We start from the raw sequence: 17,363 nt of genomic DNA, 5'->3' as shown, positions 1-17,363 counted from the left end.
TTCTAATTGGCTGATAAACCAGTTTTATCCGTTAGCATTGTGACTCCCGATGGTCGGGTCTATGAACAGAAGGGTGACTTTCTGATTGTGACCACGTCCTATGCGCCGATGGGGATCTTGCCAAATCACGTTCCCGTCCTTGCGACGTTGAAAGTTGATGAGGTTCGTTTCAAGCATGACGGCGAACAAGACCGGATTGCCGTTAACGGTGGGTTCATTGAATTCTCCAATAACGTGGCAACGATTGTTGCCGACAGTGCCGAACGCCAGGGTGACATTGATGTCAGCCGGGCGCAGAGCGCTCAGGAACGGGCTAAAAAGGCGATTGAAAAGGCAAAGGCCGAGAAGGATCCCGATAACTTAGCACGGGCTGAAGTGGCATTACGCCGGGCTATTAACCGGATTAACGTTGCCAATCACTAAGCACGATGCAAGACAATAGTCCTGAATAGGACCCAGAAGCAGCTTTCCTTTAGGGGAGAGTTGCTTTTTTGTTGTCGTGAATCTCATGTTTTGGCGTTTTACGCCGCTTAAAGTGACGTTACACATTGGCTGAAATGGGGCAAAACGACGACTTAAAGCCAAGAAAAATTGAATTAATTTCCGAACAATGGTCTGGCTTTCAATGTGAAAACAAGTCGTTCGATTTAGGAAGAGTAATCACCAATTTGGAAATAATTTCACCACGTAAAACCTTTTAGGTCGCCGTTTGGTCGGTCACCGGTCATAAACGGATGAAATGTAATATTACAAACGCCGATTTTACAGGAATTTCGCGGACAACCATGAAAAATTATGATATAGTGGGTGAGAATGTTTAGAAAGGATTGGGCGAATGAAACTCATTGGGTTACAGGGAATATTAACGATTGTTAGCCATTTAATCTTTATTGCCCTTGCATTTTGGGCAATATCTGCGTTACACATTGAACGGTTAATGACGTTTTACCCGCGTCAGTCACGAGTGCTTATCGTGATGCTGGCGGTGGCCATCGGCTTTGGCTGCAGCTCATTCTTCCTAGACTTCATTAACAACGTTCGTAACCTGGGCTATTTACTTTAAAGCAGCAAACGGCTCATAAAATTCTTTGGAGGTATCCCATGGAAAAAATTATCGTTCATGGTGGGAACCGCTTAACTGGTGTGGTTCAAATTGAAGGCGCTAAGAATGCCGTTCTTCCAATTTTGGCGGCGTCAATTCTTGGCCAAGATGGCCTCACCCACTTAGCAAATGTTCCGGTTTTATCTGATGTTTATACGATGAATAAAGTCTTACGCTTCCTGAATCTCCGCGTTTATTTCAACGAAGAAAAACGGGAAGTCACGATTGATGCGACACGCCAAGTTTCTAGTGAAGCGCCTTTTGAATACGTTTCCAAGATGCGTGCCTCAATCGTTGTGATGGGTCCGCTCTTAGCGCGGTTGGGTCATGCTCGGGTTGCCTTACCTGGTGGTTGCGCCATTGGGACGCGGCCAATTGACTTACACTTGAAGGGCTTAGAGGCCCTCGGTGCCCGGATCGAACAACACGATGGCTACATTGAAGCCTTCGCTGATCGGTTAGTCGGGAACCACATTTACTTAGATTTCCCTAGTGTTGGGGCCACTCAGAACATTATGATGGCCGCTTGTTTAGCTCAAGGAACGACTGTGATTGACAACGTCGCTCGCGAACCAGAAATCGTGGATTTGGCCAACGTCTTGAACAAGATGGGGGCTCACGTCCGCGGGGCCGGTACGGAAACGCTCCGGATCGACGGGGTAGAAAAGATGCATGGGACTGAACACAACGTGGTTCAGGACCGGATCGAAGCCGGCACCTTTATGGTCGGCGCTGCCTTGACTCACGGGAATGTCTTGATTAAAGACGGGATCGTTGAACACAACAAGCCACTGATCTCCAAGTTACAAGAGATGGGTGCCACGGTTACGGAAGAACCAGAAGGAATTCGGGTTATCGGTCCAGAAAAGTTACAACCAACGGACGTGAAGACCTTACCGTATCCTGGTTTTCCAACTGACATGCAGCCACAAATGACCATCTTACAGTTGGCCGCTGCCGGAACCAGTACCATGACCGAAACGGTCTTCGAGAACCGCTTCATGCATCTGGAAGAACTTCGGCGCATGAATGCTCAGTACCAAGTGAACGGTCGGACCGTTGTGATGCATGGGCCAACCGACTTTAATGGGGCCGAAGTGGCCGCTACCGACCTGCGGGCCGCTGCGGCACTGGTCTTAGCCGGCTTGGTTGCGGATGGGTACACTCAGGTAACGAATCTGAAATACTTAGATCGCGGTTACTATGACTTCCACAAGAAGTTAACGGCATTGGGCGCACAAGTTGAACGCGTGACGGTTGCCGATAACGACACTGTGGTGTTAAAAAACTCACACGTAAATAACTAGACAACAAGGGGTGGCGTAGGGCCACCTTTTTGTTTGATCGAGAAATCATTTAGAGTTTAATGAGAGTATGTTATAATGATATGTTGAAAATTGGCATTTAAAATCAGGAGGGCACATAAGTATGGCGAAAGATATTGGGATTGATCTGGGGACTGCGAACGTTTTAATTTACGTGGTCGGCAAGGGTATCGTATTAAATGAACCATCCGTCGTCGCAATTGACACGAAGACGGATAAGGTCCTGGCAGTGGGTTCAGAGGCTTACCGCATGGTGGGTCGGACTCCAGGGAATATTCGGGCAATTCGTCCTTTGAAGGACGGGGTCATTTCCGATTTTGACATCACTGAAGCCATGCTCTCCTACTTCATCAATAAGCTTAGCGTTAAGGGGTTCTTGTCCAAACCAAACATTATGATTTGTGCACCAACCAACATCACCGAGATCGAACGGAAGGCCATCATTCAGGCTGCCGAAAAATCCGGTGGCGCCAAGGTTTACTTGGAAGCCGAACCTAAGGTCGCCGCATTAGGTGCTGGGATGGATATCTTCAAGCCTAGTGGTAACATGGTTATCGACATGGGTGGGGGAACCAGTGATATTGCTATCCTGTCCTTAGGAGACATCGTGGCGAGCCGCTCTATTCGGGTCGCTGGTGACCGGATGAATACTGAAATTGTGAACTACATGAAGCATGAACACAACTTGATTATTGGGGAACGGACAGCGGAAACCATTAAGATTAAGATTGGGACTGCCTATCCAGAACCTGACAATGAACAGAAGACCATGGCTGTTCGTGGCCGTGATTCAGTCAGTGGAATGCCAACCGAAACGACGATTACCGCCGCTGAGGTCGAGATTGCGATTCACGATTCCGTGGACCAAATTGTGGCTGCCGCAATGTCAGTTCTGGAAACCATTCCACCTGAGTTGGCGGCGGACATCATTGACCGTGGGATCATGTTGACTGGTGGGGGAGCCTTGTTAGATGGTATCGACAAGCTCTTCTCAGAACGTTTGACGGTTCCCGTTATCATTTCCGAAGACCCCTTGGACAACGTGGCTAAGGGTGCCGGTGTCCTACTGGAACACATGGATACCAAGACGGCAAAACAAAACAACGACTAGCATCCAGGAGGTGGCGTGATGCGTTGGCTATTGACGATGTTCGTACGTGGGTACCAGCGATTCATTTCGCCACTATTCCCACCGACCTGTCGGTATTATCCGACTTGTTCGAATTACATGTTGCAGGCGTTAGCAAAGCATGGGGCGCTTAAGGGCGGCCTCATGGGAGTGGCCCGGATCTTACGGTGCCATCCATTCGTACGGGGTGGGATTGATCCCGTGCCGGACCACTTTAGTCTCCGCCGCAACACGAAAGCGGAAGCAGCATACCGAGCGGCGATGCATCTGGATCAGCTGCCGCCCACTAAATAAAGGAGAGTTGGCATGAGTAAACGAGAAAAAGCAGTGCAAGTGACCATCGATGAACAACAATTACCAGACGGCCAAACGATGTCCGTTCTGAAGATTGGCTCAGAAACGATCGGAACCGTCACACCTGACGACGACCGCTTCTCAGCTCAGTTGAATGATGGGGACGTTTACCGGGTAAAGACAGTCGACGAAGGTGTCGAGTTGTTATTACGCGATTACCATTTACACCGGGGATAATAAATTTTCGTAAAGTTGGCCGGAGTGCGACGTGTTCGTCCACTCCGGCCTTTATAATGAAGACAAATCTTAGTTTGAATTAAGGAGCAATCATAGTGGCAAAGAATGCGACAGAACAGCGGACCGAGACCGAGTCGCGTATCGACTGGGGGATTATCTTCTGTATCCTCATGTTGGCGTTGATCGGACTCGCCTCCATCTATGTAGCGGCGACCCACGATAGCGGGTCGACTAGCATTACTTCTGCGGTGGTTTCCCAATTGGTGTGGTATGTCATTGGGACCGTGGCAATTATTATTATCATGCAGTTTGACTCCGAACAGCTATGGAAGGTGGCGCCTGTGCTCTATGGGTTAGGGATCTTCCTGCTGTTGGCAGTATTGGTCTTTTACAGTCGGACGTACTTCAACAATACTGGTGCCAAGAGTTGGTTTGCGATTGGACCTTTGACCTTCCAACCTTCCGAAGTGATGAAGCCAGCCTTTATTTTAATGCTGGCACGGGTGGTGACGGAGCATAACAATGCCAATCCGGTCCACACGATGCGGACTGACTGGCAACTGATTGGTAAGCTAATCCTTTGGACCTTACCGGTTGCGGCGCTCTTGAAATTACAAAATGACTTTGGGACGATGCTGGTGTTCTTCGCGATCGTTGGTGGGGTGTTGCTGGTTTCTGGGATTACCTGGAAGATTATTGCCCCAGCTTTCTCCATCATTGCGGTGGTTGGGGGCAGTGTCTTGGCACTGGTCACGACAGATGGTGGGCGTAAACTCCTCGAAAAAGTAGGCTTCCAGGCCTACCAATTCTCCCGGGTTGACACTTGGCTCCATCCGTCAGCGGATACCTCTAACCAGGGTTATCAACTCTGGCAGAGTATGAAGGCGATCGGGTCCGGTGGGATCTTTGGGACAGGATTTAACGTCTCTCACGTCTATGTGCCAGTTCGAGAATCCGATATGATTTTCTCCGTTGTTGGGGAAAACTTTGGTTTCATCGGGGGCTGTGTCCTGATTTTCCTGTACTTCCTATTGATCTACCAAATGATTCGGGTGACGTTCGACACCAAGAACGTGTTCTATGCCTACATCTCAACGGGGGTCATCATGATGATTCTCTTCCACGTGTTTGAAAACGTAGGGATGAGCATTGGTCTGTTGCCACTGACTGGGATTCCGTTGCCATTCGTGAGTCAAGGGGGGTCCGCGTTGATCGGGAACCTCATTGGGATTGGTTTAATCATGTCAATGCGGTATCATTATAAGAGTTACATGTTTAGTCGAAACGAGTCTTTCGAATAAAAAGGAGCGGTTAGTATGGCTGAAATGGTGCAGTATTTTTGGACGAAAAAGGTGGCTGATGGTACTCGAATCGGTTTGACCAGTGAGGGCCAATCCGAATTGGGCACGATCAGTTTTGCCAAGTTGCCGGCTGTTGGCGATCACGTCGCTAATGGCGAAAACCTCTTGAGTGTCGAGGCAGATAAAGCCGTTTCCGACATTGCGAGTCCTGTTACCGGGACCGTGACGGCCGTCAACCCCGCCTTGGATGCGGACTTCGACGTCCTGAACGGCACTGACGCGGATGCAGCCTGGTTCGTCGATGTGCAAGAAGCTTAAACTAATTATTAAAGTGACCGACTCTTTGCTGGCAAAGGGCCGGTTTTTTAGTGGTTTCCTAGCCAGTCGGGTATAATAAGGATAGTTGACGTTTAGGGGGGGGCGGTGCGTACCGTCACGCTAGACTGAACAAATGGGGAATGGAGTGAGTCCAAATGAAAGAAAAGAATGTCGTTCACATGAACGGGTATCTCGGACTGCTATTGGTTTTGGCATTGATTATATTTGCCGGCTGGTTGATTGTGATGGCGGGGATGATTGTGACAGGGACGGTCCTGCTGATTGTGGCGATTCTGGCTGCTAGCAGTCTGACTATCATCAGTCCTAACCAATCTAAGGTGCTGACGTTCTTCGGCCAGTATATCGGAACGATCCGCGAGTCGGGGTTGTTCCTGACAATTCCACTGACCAATAAGGCCACGGTATCCCTGCGAGTTCGTAACTTTAACAGTGCGATTCTCAAGGTTAATGACCTGCAAGGGAACCCCGTGGAGATTGCCGCGGTCATTGTCTTCAAGGTTGTGGATACCAGTAAGGCCCTGTTCTCCGTCGAGGACTACGAACAATTCGTGGAAATTCAAACGGAGTCGGCCGTCCGTCACGTGGCCTCCGAGTACGCTTACGATAACTTTGGTGACGGTGAGGCATTGACCTTGCGGAGCAATCCCACCGAGGTCTCGAATCGGTTGACGCAGGAACTTCAGGAACGGCTCGACGTTGCTGGGGTCGAAATTATTGAAACGCGGTTGACGCACCTGGCTTACGCCACAGAAATTGCCTCGGCCATGCTACAACGGCAACAATCTCAAGCCATTCTATCGGCGCGAAAGATTATTGTTGAAGGGGCTGTGTCGATTACGGAGGGTGCCATTAGCAAGCTCGCCGATGAGACGGATTTGAAATTAACGGACAACCAAAAGATTCAATTAATTAATAACATGATGGTTTCAATTATTAACGAACGGGGCTCACAACCGGTGCTCAATACCGGGAAGATTGAGTCTTAGTCGGATGCTCAGGAGGCTTATTTGATGGATGAACAGATTGGGACGCTTCAACAACAGTTGGCGGACCTCAATGCAGAATTGAAGGCGGGACAGGTGTATCAGTCCCTGGGACATCGAATTGGGGAGGTTATGGACGGCATTCACCGACGACGGCGAACGACCGTCGAGCTACCGGACGATTCAGATGGTATTCAGGAACTCCTGGACCAACTCAATGAGCAGCTTGCTCATCAGGAAAAATTAGCTCTGACGCCGGCCAACCTGCTGTTTCTTTTGCGTCACTTGGCTTCACTGGATCCTAAGATTCGCTACAATGGGGTGAATTTCACCTTGTATGACGCCCTCCAACAGGACGCTATCGGCGAACAGGGGATGCGGCGGTTGATCTCGACGCTCAGCAGTGACCAAGTTCTCTTTAATCACGTCCTGGAACCCGCGAACGTCGCTGTCTTTGGACGGGCCAGTTCGGCTTCGCTGCTGGCGGTTGTCTTGCACTTTGTGAATGAACAGTCGACACCGTTAGACTTGGACTGGCATCGGCTTGTGATTCAGGTGGCAACCTATATTAGCGTCGAGACGGACACGCGTGGCTTCGTGAACCAACAGGGCTGGGCCCACGCCTATGCGGCCATGGTGGACCTGTTAGCCGTGTTAGCGGCCAGCGACCAACTGACCCGTGCGGACAAGCTCTTTCTGTTGGTGACTTACATGGAGCGCCTCAAGCGGGTGACAACACCGCTCATCTATGGAGAGAACGACCGGATGGCCGCGTACCTGGTGGAACTTACGAATCGGCACAGTCTGTACGAGACGGCCTTTCTGGACGCACTGAAACAGTGGCGTCAGGAAGTGGCCAAGCGTCGGCGACCCGATAACCTTGCAGGGTGGAATCAATTCTTTAACCGCAAACGCCTGTTGGATGCTTTACGATTGAAGGCGGGGCTCTCGCCGGCTATAAAAAAATATTTAAATTCAACTATCGATTTTTTAGGTTAAAAAATATACGCATTTTTTTAGAGAAATGGTATACTGAAGGCTAACCGAAATCTATACGATAGGATGAGTGACAAACAAGATGGAGAAGAAAACAAAGTTACACGTAGGTCTACTATTCGGTGGAAATTCTTCGGAGCATGACGTTTCCAAGCGTTCGGCCCACAACATTTACGATGCGATGGACAAATCTCATTACGACGTTAGCCTATTCCTGCTGACGCGTAGCGGTTTTGTTCTGAGTGACGCTGCTTCACGGCGCGTATTTGACGGCGAGGACGAGGCAACGGTCGCCGCAGAAGAGCTCACCAAAGTAGATTCTTCCAACCCCTTGGCACCCATTTGGAATTTATCTCAGGCAAAGGACATTGATGTTTTCTTCCCAATTATTCATGGTAACTTGGGTGAAGACGGTACGATCCAAGGGCTTTTCCGTCTCTTGAAAAAGCCTTTCGTGGGGAGTGGCGTCTTAGCATCAGCGACGTCCTTTGATAAGGACTTAACGAAGCAAGTGTTGACCACACACGGTATCCAGAACACCAAGTACGTGGTGATTACGCCGGAAAACCGTAACGAGAACGACTACGAAACGATCAAGGCTAAGTTGGGCGCCAATGTCTTCATCAAGCCCGCTAACCAAGGATCATCCGTGGGGATTCATAAGGCAACGAATGCAACGGAATATGACGAAGGCCTTGCCGACGCCTTCCGTTATGACTTTAAGGTGTTGGTTGAAGAAACCATCGCCGGTCCAGAAGAAGTTGAGATTTCCATTTTGGGTAACGAGAAGCCACAAGCTTCCCGCCTGGGTGCCATTCGGGTCCCAGAATCCGATGTCTTCTATGATTACAACAACAAGTTTGTGGATGCTAGCGGCGTGACCTTTGAAGTGCCAGTCGACTTACCAGCCGACCTGACGACTGAAATCACGACGATGGGTCTGCGGACGTACGCGGCTCTTGGTTTAAAGGGGATGGCGCGGATCGACTACCTGGTTTCTAAGGATGGCGTGCCATACGTTGGTGAAGTCAACACCTTACCAGGATTTACCAACATCAGTCTTTATCCACAATTGTGGCAGGCTTCCGGGATCAGCTATGCTGACCTGATCGACCGACTGATTCAGTTGGCGCTTGATGAATTCGACTATCAAGGCGAATTGGCTTACGACTTTATTCCGTTGGACAACGCTTCAGCGGCATCGACCTACAAGCCTAAATCAAAGTAAGTTTAAACGTCGGTGGGCCACGGTAACGTGACTCACCGATTTTTTTATGGGGAGGATTTTCTGTGCAACGGTATCGACACCAACTAAATCGTGTTTGGCGACTGAGTCTCACGCAACCTCGACTTCTGATGGGGTGGGGTGGCTTAATTAGCCTGTTACTGGGCGTGCGCTGGTTGAGCCAGCGTTCTGGCTGGTCGGTCTCACTAGTCCTGACTATCGCGGGTCTTTGCGTGGTTACGGCAGCGCAACTCACTCAGGTGGCGGTAGCGGTCGCTGGTAAACCGACGACTGGGTCAGAAATCTGGCACCGTGTCTGGCAGCGTAAATGGGCGTGGACACTGGTCCTTTTGATAGCGGTCATTCTGGCCTTGCCATTTGGGTTGTGGGGCCTGGGCAGCCGTTTCTGGGCCCGTCTGGTGCTACCGGCATCCCTGATTAATTTTGTGACGCTGCATCGCCGGCCGGTTCTGATGGTCGTGGGAGGACTCTATTTGCTCCTGGCTGGGATTTTCTGGTTATGGGGGCCACGTTGGTGGTTTCGTCGTGAATCCTTAACTGGTGGGTCGGTACGACAAATTGGTGGTGCCCTCGGGATTTGGGCTGGCCTCACCGTGGCTTGGCTTGCCGGCAGTGAAGGCTTAGTTGCGGTCCTTCACGTGGCGACTGACCGGTTGCTGTTGCTGGTTGCCGTATTTATCGTCCTGTTGGGATTCTGCCTGGTCACCATTCTAGGATTAACGACAGTTGTTTGGGCCTGGTGTGGGCAGCCACGGCAATTATTAGTTAGACTGGAGACCCGTGGTCTGCCTGGGACGTTGGCTTTATCGCTAGTCAGCCTGGTGATGATGGGAATGGTAACATCGCAAACGGTCTTCGCCCAACCGGCCTGGGGGCCAACCACCCTGATCAGTCATCGTGGAGTTGACCACGGCCGTGGCATTCAAAACACGGTCGGGGCCTTACGCCAAGTGACGACCCACCATCCGGACTACGTGGAAATGGATTTGCACGAGACCCACGATCGGCAGTGGGTCGTGTTGCATGACGAGAACCTTAAAACGTTAGCTGGTCGGAATGTGACGCCTCACGATCTGACCCTCCAGCAGTTACAACGACTGACGCTCCATGAAAATGGGCAGCAGGCCCGACTCAGTAGTTGGCCAGCTTACCTGCGGGTGGCGGAAGCCCGACATCAACGGCTGATGGTGGAGATTAAAACCACACCGCACGACTCACCGGGCGCCATTCGACGGTTTGCCGCGACCTATGGTGACCGGTTACAGCGTGATGGGAGTGTGGTTCATTCGCTGGATTACCGGGTCGTGCGGCAGTTACGTCGGTTACAGCCACACTTAAAGGTCGGGGTAATCCTTCCGTTTAATTGGGTTAATCCCCGATCACTTCCTGCGGACTTCTATTCCTTTCAACGGTTGTCCGCGAGTCAGCAGTTCATCGCGGCGGCTCATCAACAGGGGGCACCGGCGTACCTCTGGACACCCGACACGCCAGCAACTATGACACGGATGTGGGCGCTAGGTGCCGACGGCCAGATTACCAATGAGTTATCGCGATTACGTGAGGTGACTCGGCAATCAGCGGCAGCGACGCGGTGGGCAGTCTTGCAAAACTTTGTTTTAAGCTATGCATAGGTTGCTGGATTAGCAGATTAATCGATTATTTACGTACAATAGAAACTAAGGCGGACAAGACGTCCGCCTTTTTGAAATTTTATTATTATAGTTTTTATATAAAAATGAGTGAATGGACTAGACAGATTAGATTTTCTTAATGATATCGCATATTGCTTGTAATTCTCTATAAATCGCCTATTATTGTAACTAACGATAAACAGGCCGAGTCTGGCCAGTCATTACCAGGGGCTGAATATTAACGGCTGCAACAACTTAAGTGTCGGGGAATGGTCGTTAGTCACGTTTTGAGTAATGTTCGGTTTTATCAAGTTGACGGTACCTAACGTTACGACTCGTGAGGGAGAGATGAGATGCGTTTATTAGGGAGTAAAGTTAAACAATATCGGAAGCAGAAGAACTTGTCACAACAGGAATTGGCCGAAGGGATTTGTACCCAAGCGACGGTCAGTTTGATGGAAAAAAAGAATAAAGTACCGAGCATCAAGATTATTTTACAGATTTGCCGGCGGCTCAATATTTCGTTAAATGATGTTTTATCCGGTCTCGGGAGTGGGATGGATGAACAATTCGACGATATTGCCGGGGCGATCCGTCGTGAAGACTATGCGCTCGCGGATGATCTGCTGGGTAAAGTTAATATGACGAATGTTCAGAATGCCTTTGACCGCGAACGTTACCATTACTACCGCGGTTTTGTGGAGCTTGGCGCTCGTAATCGGCCGGACGAAGCAATCTTTCACTTTAACTTGTTGCTTCACCGGGCCTACCGGATGCCGTGGGATTTGTATGCGATTGTCGGTAATGTCGGCATGGCCACAGCTTACCTCAATCGGCAAGAACTCGATAAGGCGCGTTTCTATTTGAACGCGGCGGTCGGGTACCTTGATGATTTCGAATGGCATGATGAGGATAATTTCAAGCGACTCATCTGGGCCCGTTACCAGATTGCTCAGATGTACCTGAAGTTGGAACAGCCACAACTGGTGATTGATAACGTAGAAGCCGCTTTGCGGGCCGTTAAGCACCAGGGGTCACTGTATCTGATCGATGTCTTGTATGAGATGAAGGGGGAGGCTGAGAAGGCCTTGCTGGCGACGACGGCTTCCAAACGAAGCTTGACGATTGCCCGGACTCTCGCCTTGGTAACGCACAACGTTGCCTTGCAGGAACGGTTAACACCTCAGGTTGGCAGCACAATTATTGCCGATTAAATGACTGTATCAAAAAAAGTCGTTGTCCCATAAGGGGCAACGACTTTTACTGATTAATGAGGCTTAGTTTTCTGGATGAGTCTTCTTGGCGGGCTTGTTGTCCAAATCAGTCCGGACAACGATAACGTCGCAGACAGCCGTCCGAGTAACATATTCGGTAACAGAACCAATCAAGAGACGTTCAACGGCATTTAACCCCGTTGCCCCAATCATGATTAAGTCCGTATCGTTATCTCGCGGAACATCACGGGCAATGATTGTCTTTGGCGCACCATACTCAATCGCGTAATCGATGTTGTCTAGGCCAGCAGCCTTAGCATCGGCAACGTACTTATCAAGCGTCTTCTTCGCCGTTTCCGTGACTTGTTCAACCATGCTGGTATCGAAGCTGGAAATGTTTTGGAAAGCCCGCGTATCAACAACGTGAACGAGATGTAAATCAGCATCGTTACGCTTAGCCACAGCGACCGCTTTCTTGAAAGCTAATTCTGCTTCGTAGGAACCGTCGACTGGTACTAAAATGTGCTTATATTGTTGTAACATATTGTTCACCTCTCATTACTTTATACTCTTATCATACGTTATTTATGGGCAAATAAAAAGCAAAATGGCAGAAATTTTCAGAGAAAATGAAACCGGTTACGCCTTGGGCAACCAGCGAACCATTAAAATTTGGAGAGCCAAAATCACGATAATACCCGCTAAGAGGGCGATGATAATGAGGATCGTGTTGTTTAGAGCGGTCGCGACTGCTGATAAAATGCCAACAAGTAAAAGCAAAATACCGCCGACCTTTAGGATGTTACTGAGGGCCGCATTTTCTTCGGGATGAAAGACCAGAAATGGTCGGTTACGGTGGCTATAAGCCCCCCAACCGATGCCGAGGGCTAGCACGGTGTAGCAGATCATTAGAATAGTTATGAGCACGAGGTGTTCCTCCTTTAATTTGACAAGAAAAGGACCATTCAATGGAATGGTCCTCAAAGCTGAGCTTTGGTTGATCTAAGTGGTGCCGTTAATTGTCCAGTCATGTTGACCCGCGATGACAATGCAGGGGGGAATGTCTGTTGGAGTGTCTGACTTCCAAGTGAAAAGGCCTGCCATCTTCTCCACCATAGAACATTCCCATATATAAATTACTTGTTCGGCAACTTGTAGTGAGACAACGCGTACACCTTAGAACCAACTTGATATTAGCATATTATAGGGTAAAGTTCAATTTATCACTTTCGATTGGCCTGACGAAGACGCTGGTATTGTTCGGCCAACTGACTTTCGAAACGGCCATTGGTTTTGGGATGGTAGTATTGGGCCGACTTGAGGCTATCCGGTAGGTATTGTTGCTTGACCCAGTCGTTGGGAAAGTCGTGAGGGAACTGGTAGCCATTTCCGTGACCCAGCTTCTTGGCGCCACTGTAATGTGCATCCTTGAGGTGTTCGGGGACGGCACCATTGTGGCCGCCCATGACGTCTGCCAGAGCGTCGTCGATGGCGGCAATCCCCGAGTTGGACTTAGGAGACAAGCACAGCTCGATGACGGCGTCTGCGAGGGGAATTCGTCCCTCGGGCAGGCCAAGCTGTTGCGCGGCTTGTACGGCCTGTACGGTACGTCCTGCGGCGGGGAGGTTGGCGAGGCCAATATCCTCGTAGGCAATGACCATCAGTCGCCGACAGATCGACGGGAGGTCACCGGCCGCAACCAACTGTGCCAGATAATGTAGGGCGGCGTCGGTGTCGCTCCCACGAATCGACTTCTGAAAGGCGGAGATGACGTCGTAATGGGCATCCCCGTTCTTATCACCCACCAGGGCCTTACGTTGCAAACAGGTTTCCGCAACCTCACGGGTCACGTGAATCTTGCCATCTTCAGCCGGTGGGGTGGACTGTGCGGCCAGCTCCAGGCCATTTAAGGCGCTGCGGAGATCCCCATTGGTGGCCCCGGCAATGAAGTCCAGGGCATCGGCGTCAACCTGCAGGGGTAACTCACCGAGTCCGCGTTCCTTGTCGGTAATGGCTCGGTTCAAAGCCACCTTGATGTCATCTAAGGAGAGGGGATGCACCTCGAAAATTTGCGTTCGACTCCGAATGGCCGGGTTGATGTTGATGTAGGGATTCTCGGTGGTGGCCCCGATGAGAATGATGCGACCGCTCTCCAGGTGGGGCAGTAAGAAGTCCTGCTTGGTCTTGTCCAGTCGGTGAATTTCATCGAGTAACAGGATGACGGTCCCGCTCATCTTGGCCTCGGCCGCGACAACCTGAAGATCTTTCTTGGAGTCTGTCGCAGCATTTAATTTGCGAAAGGCGTATTTTGTCGATCCGGCGATCGCACTGGCAATGCTGGTCTTCCCGGTTCCCGGTGGACCGTAGAGAATCATGGACGACAGGAGCTTGGCCGCCACCATGCGGGCGATGATCTTGCCGGGGCCCACCAAGTCTTGTTGGCCCACGATGTCTTCGAGACGTTGGGGCCGCATACGATAGGCTAATGGATGTTGTGCCAAAGTGAAGTTCCTTTCTTTAGTGGTGGCCGAAGAGGCGAGCTAACCAGCCAGGCTGTTTAGCCGGTGGTGTAGCCTGAGTTTTGGCCGAAGTTGTGGGGTATTTAGCAGTTAGGCTGATGGGATTCTGGTCGATCGCGTGGTCACTAGCGACGACGAGGCCTAGGTCCGTGGCTTGATGACCGTAGAAGTCATCTTGGCGAATCGTAAATTTTAAGTTGTGTTGACCGGTGGCCTTGAGGTAAGGGGCCAGGTCACTCTGGTCGATGTGACCGTTAAAGATCACCTGCAGGTCCGGATGGGCGCTGATTTCACGCGTGAAAGCCCGGACATTCTGAGCGTTGGTAACCTCGGCAATTGTCATGGCGAGGGAGACACGTTCACGAAACGTCCCCAGGTAATGGCGTTGTTCATCGGGGTGAACCATCGGTGTGCCATACACCGAATTCTGTAGATGCTGTTCCATTTGACTCTTCTCAGCCATGCGGATCCCTCTTTCCAAGTTAGTTCTATTAGTATAACATGGAATCAATTGAACGTTTAGAAGGGGGATTAGCGATGTACGAGGACCAAGATTTCCGAGTCTTTGAGGACCAAACGTTGCCTGGACGATTAGGCAAGATTAGGGAACAAATTGATCCCAAATTTATGATAACGGTGGCAGCTCTCCAGCCGGTCTTTGCCACACTAGCGGTACCAATCTATGATCACGTTTCCAAACATTTGCGCCGGACCAAGAATCCGCCAACCGATACCTGGGTAGCTTTCAGTACGTCCAAGCGGGGCTATAAGATGTTACCGCATCTGGAGATTGGCTTCTGGGACGACCGCTTCTTCATCTGGCTGGCTGTGTTACAGGAGGCCAAGAATCGTCAAGCTTTGTTGAGTAGCCTAAAGGAAGATCTCGTCATGACCCTGCCCAGTGATTTCGAGTGTGGTAGTGACCATACGGATAAGAATTCCGGGGTGCCACTCACTCGTGAGGCTTACCAGGCCTTAATGGCGACCCAGACCGATCGGCATGCCGAATGGCAGGTTGGCCGGCAATTCCATCGTGGGGATGCCTTCTTTACGTTGACACCGGAGGATCAGGCGGCCACAATTAGAGAGATTGTGACGGCGTTGTTGCCGGTGTATGATCAATTGATTCGAATTTAAAAGCGATACATTTGAGGGGGAGTTCTTGTGATTGCATTTCTCAAACGGATCTGGCAAAATCCGTTGACGATGACCTATGTCGCCTTAGTCTTACTAATCTTTATTGCCTGGCAGGTTCGGTCGTTTCTGTCATTGGCCTTGTTTACGGTGATTTTTATTTACCTGGGAAACGCCGCCATTGTGGGGATTGAACGACACTTGCATTTGCATCACTTGTGGGCGACGTTGTTGGTTTACATCCTGTTCCTGGGAATTCTCGTGGCGGCATTTTCACAGATTATTCCACCACTGGTATCAGAGGCTTCGAACCTACCGAATACGATTGATAAATTAATCGATACTTACCCACAACTGCAGAGTCAAGTGACTAAGATGGTTAAGAACCTCTCGCAGAATGCGTCGGTGATTAGCAATGGGAAGAATCTACTGACCAGTGGCATTGGCCAGCTTTCCCGATTGAGTTCTGGGGTTGAAACAATTTTGTTGGCTTTCTTCTTCAGTTTTGTTTTCAACCTGACCAAGGTTCAGCTCCAGACGTTTGTCCACGCCTTCACGCGGAGTCGGTTTGCCAGCTTGTTCGTCCCAATGGGCCAACTGATTATGAAGTTTGTTCACATCTTTGGGACAGTCATCGAAACACAGTTACTGATCTGTACGATTAATACGATTCTGATGGTCTTGGGTCTGTGGGCAATTGGCATGCCAAGCCTACTCATCTTGGGGATTATGGTCTTCTTCCTGGGACTAATTCCCGTGGCCGGGGTGTTGATTTCACTGATTCCGTTAACGATTGTGGCCTTCGTGACGGGTGGCATTATTCGGGTGATCGCCGTGCTGGTGCTGATCGTGGTAATTCATATGTTTGAATCTTACTTCCTGCATCCACGACTGATGGCCAACGCCACTAACTTGCCCATCTTCGTGACATTCATCACCTTAATTGTCAGTGAACAGATCTTTGGCATGTGGGGGCTGCTGGTTGGGATGCCATTGATGGCGTTCTTCCTGGATGTCTTCGACGTTCAGTTGAAGCCTCACCGTGTGACGTCAGAAGACGCAGACGTCAAGTCATAAATTGAAACCATTTTTGAAAGGAAGCGGCGTGATGAAAGAAAAGAAAACAGGCTGGTTTACCAAACAGTCGAAGTGGCTGTGGGGTGGTCTCATTGTCTTGGCCTTAGTGGGCACCTTCACGCCATTTGTCCCGAGTAATGCGGTTCGTCTGAACATTCTCCAGCAGGGCCATCCCGTGGCGGCGTTGTTGTCGGGGCCTTGGAAGATGCCGCAGTCGACGGTTAAAAATTATGCTGGAAACCGCAAGGCGCAATACTACCAAGTCAGTGCACGCTTCTCCAATGATAGCTCGGATGTCCACGTGCTGGCGGTTGATAAGGTTTCGGGATTTCATATCCTTAATCGGTATGTGGCGAAGCCTGCTGTGCCGAAGAAGTAGTTGGGAAACACGATAATCGAAGAGATTGAAAAAGCAGTCGCAAACCACTTGGAGTGGGGGTGCGACTGCTTTTTTGATTTACTTGATATTCAGCATGATGCTTAATACAGTCCCTGAATGTAATCAGTAGCTGCTTGGGCATCCTCAGGAGAAACAGCATCTGCACCGGTCGTGCCCAGAATCGAACCGACATATTTCCATCCTAGATCGTTAAGATAAACGAAGAATTCTTGTTTACCATTGGTGACAGTAATATTGTATCCATCACTGTCAGCATCCTCGAACAATGCTTGAAAAACGCGGCCCATTTTAAAAGTTACGCGATAGAGATAAGTTTTACCAGATTTAACTTTTTTGGTGACAACGCCCTTCACTGGTTTTGCTAAGTAATAGGTTATGCTGGGAGTGTCAAATTTTTTGTGTAAATGGAAGTCCTCTCCCATTAGCTAGCTTCTAA

Annotated in this window: 21 protein-coding genes and 1 other RNA gene; 16 read left to right on the top strand and 6 right to left on the bottom strand. The window is 50.0% G+C overall.

Annotated features, from left to right (window positions below):
* The first annotated feature begins 6 nt into the window (after positions 1 to 6).
* The 13 genes from IV54_RS06780 (at position 7) to IV54_RS06720 (ending at position 11,797) form a co-directional block, all read left to right on the top strand.
* Positions 7 to 423 (top strand): F0F1 ATP synthase subunit epsilon, encoded by a 417-nt coding sequence (locus IV54_RS06780; protein ID WP_057878629.1) that lies wholly within the window; start codon positions 7 to 9, stop codon positions 421 to 423.
* A 412-nt stretch (positions 424 to 835) separates the two neighbouring features.
* Positions 836 to 1,063: a DUF1146 family protein gene (locus IV54_RS06775; RefSeq protein WP_057878628.1), complete on the top strand. Its 228-nt coding sequence runs from the start codon at positions 836 to 838 to the stop codon at positions 1,061 to 1,063.
* Positions 1,064 to 1,101: 38 nt separating this feature from the next.
* On the top strand, positions 1,102 to 2,409 hold the full coding sequence (murA, locus tag IV54_RS06770; protein WP_057878627.1) for a UDP-N-acetylglucosamine 1-carboxyvinyltransferase: 1,308 nt from the start codon (positions 1,102 to 1,104) through the stop codon (positions 2,407 to 2,409).
* A gap of 121 nt (positions 2,410 to 2,530) precedes the next feature.
* Positions 2,531 to 3,538, top strand: a complete 1,008-nt coding sequence (gene mreB / locus IV54_RS06765; protein WP_057878626.1) for a rod shape-determining protein — start codon at positions 2,531 to 2,533, stop codon at positions 3,536 to 3,538.
* 18 nt (positions 3,539 to 3,556) lie between these two features.
* A complete protein-coding gene (gene yidD, locus IV54_RS06760; RefSeq protein ID WP_057878625.1) occupies positions 3,557 to 3,850 on the top strand; it encodes a membrane protein insertion efficiency factor YidD in 294 nt (97 codons plus the stop codon).
* 12 nt (positions 3,851 to 3,862) lie between these two features.
* Positions 3,863 to 4,087 (top strand): DUF2969 domain-containing protein, encoded by a 225-nt coding sequence (locus IV54_RS06755; RefSeq protein WP_057878624.1) that lies wholly within the window; start codon positions 3,863 to 3,865, stop codon positions 4,085 to 4,087.
* A 95-nt stretch (positions 4,088 to 4,182) separates the two neighbouring features.
* Positions 4,183 to 5,388: an FtsW/RodA/SpoVE family cell cycle protein gene (locus IV54_RS06750; RefSeq protein ID WP_057878623.1), complete on the top strand. Its 1,206-nt coding sequence runs from the start codon at positions 4,183 to 4,185 to the stop codon at positions 5,386 to 5,388.
* A gap of 15 nt (positions 5,389 to 5,403) precedes the next feature.
* Positions 5,404 to 5,706: a glycine cleavage system H family protein gene (locus IV54_RS06745; RefSeq protein ID WP_057878622.1), complete on the top strand. Its 303-nt coding sequence runs from the start codon at positions 5,404 to 5,406 to the stop codon at positions 5,704 to 5,706.
* A 155-nt stretch (positions 5,707 to 5,861) separates the two neighbouring features.
* Complete coding sequence (locus tag IV54_RS06740) at positions 5,862 to 6,713, top strand: SPFH domain-containing protein (protein WP_057878621.1); 852 nt, start codon at positions 5,862 to 5,864, stop codon at positions 6,711 to 6,713.
* A 24-nt stretch (positions 6,714 to 6,737) separates the two neighbouring features.
* Positions 6,738 to 7,709 carry a DUF2785 domain-containing protein gene (locus IV54_RS06735; RefSeq protein WP_057878620.1) on the top strand — a complete coding sequence of 324 codons (972 nt, stop codon included), beginning with the start codon at positions 6,738 to 6,740 and terminating at the stop codon, positions 7,707 to 7,709.
* A gap of 79 nt (positions 7,710 to 7,788) precedes the next feature.
* Positions 7,789 to 8,934: a D-alanine--D-alanine ligase family protein gene (locus tag IV54_RS06730; protein WP_057878619.1), complete on the top strand. Its 1,146-nt coding sequence runs from the start codon at positions 7,789 to 7,791 to the stop codon at positions 8,932 to 8,934.
* Positions 8,935 to 8,996: 62 nt separating this feature from the next.
* Positions 8,997 to 10,583, top strand: a complete 1,587-nt coding sequence (locus IV54_RS06725) for a glycerophosphodiester phosphodiesterase (RefSeq protein WP_057878618.1) — start codon at positions 8,997 to 8,999, stop codon at positions 10,581 to 10,583.
* Between the two features lie 353 nt (positions 10,584 to 10,936).
* Complete coding sequence (locus tag IV54_RS06720) at positions 10,937 to 11,797, top strand: helix-turn-helix domain-containing protein (protein ID WP_057878617.1); 861 nt, start codon at positions 10,937 to 10,939, stop codon at positions 11,795 to 11,797.
* A 63-nt stretch (positions 11,798 to 11,860) separates the two neighbouring features.
* Here the strand turns inward: IV54_RS06720 and IV54_RS06715 are convergent, their stop codons facing one another.
* The 5 genes from IV54_RS06715 to IV54_RS06700 all read right to left on the bottom strand — a co-directional run bounded on the left by IV54_RS06715 (position 11,861) and on the right by IV54_RS06700 (position 14,779).
* Entirely contained in the window at positions 11,861 to 12,340 is a 480-nt protein-coding gene (locus IV54_RS06715; RefSeq protein WP_057878616.1) for a universal stress protein, read from the bottom strand.
* A gap of 96 nt (positions 12,341 to 12,436) precedes the next feature.
* On the bottom strand, positions 12,437 to 12,724 hold the full coding sequence (locus tag IV54_RS06710; RefSeq protein WP_057878615.1) for a hypothetical protein: 288 nt from the start codon (positions 12,722 to 12,724) through the stop codon (positions 12,437 to 12,439).
* A gap of 68 nt (positions 12,725 to 12,792) precedes the next feature.
* Positions 12,793 to 12,983, bottom strand: a non-coding RNA gene (gene ssrS, locus IV54_RS11530) — 6S RNA.
* A gap of 37 nt (positions 12,984 to 13,020) precedes the next feature.
* Positions 13,021 to 14,271 (bottom strand): replication-associated recombination protein A, encoded by a 1,251-nt coding sequence (locus tag IV54_RS06705; RefSeq protein WP_057878686.1) that lies wholly within the window; start codon positions 14,269 to 14,271, stop codon positions 13,021 to 13,023.
* Positions 14,272 to 14,314: 43 nt separating this feature from the next.
* Positions 14,315 to 14,779, bottom strand: coding sequence for a YueI family protein (locus IV54_RS06700; RefSeq protein WP_057878614.1), 465 nt, complete (start codon positions 14,777 to 14,779; stop codon positions 14,315 to 14,317).
* A gap of 38 nt (positions 14,780 to 14,817) precedes the next feature.
* Here IV54_RS06700 and IV54_RS06695 point away from each other — a divergent pair, with 38 nt between their 5' ends.
* From IV54_RS06695 to IV54_RS06685, 3 genes are read left to right on the top strand one after another with little or no spacing between them, the layout of a single operon-like run.
* Positions 14,818 to 15,453 (top strand): DUF1054 family protein, encoded by a 636-nt coding sequence (locus tag IV54_RS06695; RefSeq protein WP_237756687.1) that lies wholly within the window; start codon positions 14,818 to 14,820, stop codon positions 15,451 to 15,453.
* 27 nt (positions 15,454 to 15,480) lie between these two features.
* Complete coding sequence (locus IV54_RS06690; RefSeq protein ID WP_057878612.1) at positions 15,481 to 16,527, top strand: AI-2E family transporter; 1,047 nt, start codon at positions 15,481 to 15,483, stop codon at positions 16,525 to 16,527.
* A 31-nt stretch (positions 16,528 to 16,558) separates the two neighbouring features.
* Complete coding sequence (locus IV54_RS06685) at positions 16,559 to 16,906, top strand: hypothetical protein (RefSeq protein WP_057878611.1); 348 nt, start codon at positions 16,559 to 16,561, stop codon at positions 16,904 to 16,906.
* Between the two features lie 101 nt (positions 16,907 to 17,007).
* Here IV54_RS06685 and IV54_RS06680 read toward each other — a convergent pair whose 3' ends face one another.
* Positions 17,008 to 17,349, bottom strand: a complete 342-nt coding sequence (locus IV54_RS06680; protein WP_057878610.1) for a hypothetical protein — start codon at positions 17,347 to 17,349, stop codon at positions 17,008 to 17,010.
* Positions 17,350 to 17,363 lie beyond the last annotated feature (14 nt).

The organism is Levilactobacillus paucivorans, from assembly GCF_001437125.1.
GTDB lineage: Bacteria > Bacillota > Bacilli > Lactobacillales > Lactobacillaceae > Levilactobacillus > Levilactobacillus paucivorans.
The sequence above is the reverse complement of the archived record's forward strand: the minus strand, read 5'-3'. Positions and strand labels throughout refer to the sequence as shown.

Coding starts and splice junctions, on each gene's coding strand:
- IV54_RS06745 (WP_057878622.1), top strand. CDS start 5,404: ATGGCTGAAATGGTGCAGTATTTTTGGACGAAAAAGGTGGCTGATGGT.
- mreB (WP_057878626.1), top strand. CDS start 2,531: ATGGCGAAAGATATTGGGATTGATCTGGGGACTGCGAACGTTTTAATT.
- IV54_RS06730 (WP_057878619.1), top strand. CDS start 7,789: ATGGAGAAGAAAACAAAGTTACACGTAGGTCTACTATTCGGTGGAAAT.
- IV54_RS06740 (WP_057878621.1), top strand. CDS start 5,862: ATGAAAGAAAAGAATGTCGTTCACATGAACGGGTATCTCGGACTGCTA.
- IV54_RS06720 (WP_057878617.1), top strand. CDS start 10,937: ATGCGTTTATTAGGGAGTAAAGTTAAACAATATCGGAAGCAGAAGAAC.
- IV54_RS06700 (WP_057878614.1), bottom strand. CDS start 14,779: ATGGCTGAGAAGAGTCAAATGGAACAGCATCTACAGAATTCGGTGTAT.
- IV54_RS06735 (WP_057878620.1), top strand. CDS start 6,738: ATGGATGAACAGATTGGGACGCTTCAACAACAGTTGGCGGACCTCAAT.
- murA (WP_057878627.1), top strand. CDS start 1,102: ATGGAAAAAATTATCGTTCATGGTGGGAACCGCTTAACTGGTGTGGTT.
- IV54_RS06695 (WP_237756687.1), top strand. CDS start 14,818: ATGGAATCAATTGAACGTTTAGAAGGGGGATTAGCGATGTACGAGGAC.
- IV54_RS06775 (WP_057878628.1), top strand. CDS start 836: ATGAAACTCATTGGGTTACAGGGAATATTAACGATTGTTAGCCATTTA.
- IV54_RS06715 (WP_057878616.1), bottom strand. CDS start 12,340: ATGTTACAACAATATAAGCACATTTTAGTACCAGTCGACGGTTCCTAC.
- yidD (WP_057878625.1), top strand. CDS start 3,557: ATGCGTTGGCTATTGACGATGTTCGTACGTGGGTACCAGCGATTCATT.
- IV54_RS06755 (WP_057878624.1), top strand. CDS start 3,863: ATGAGTAAACGAGAAAAAGCAGTGCAAGTGACCATCGATGAACAACAA.
- IV54_RS06705 (WP_057878686.1), bottom strand. CDS start 14,271: ATGCGGCCCCAACGTCTCGAAGACATCGTGGGCCAACAAGACTTGGTG.
- IV54_RS06680 (WP_057878610.1), bottom strand. CDS start 17,349: ATGGGAGAGGACTTCCATTTACACAAAAAATTTGACACTCCCAGCATA.
- IV54_RS06685 (WP_057878611.1), top strand. CDS start 16,559: ATGAAAGAAAAGAAAACAGGCTGGTTTACCAAACAGTCGAAGTGGCTG.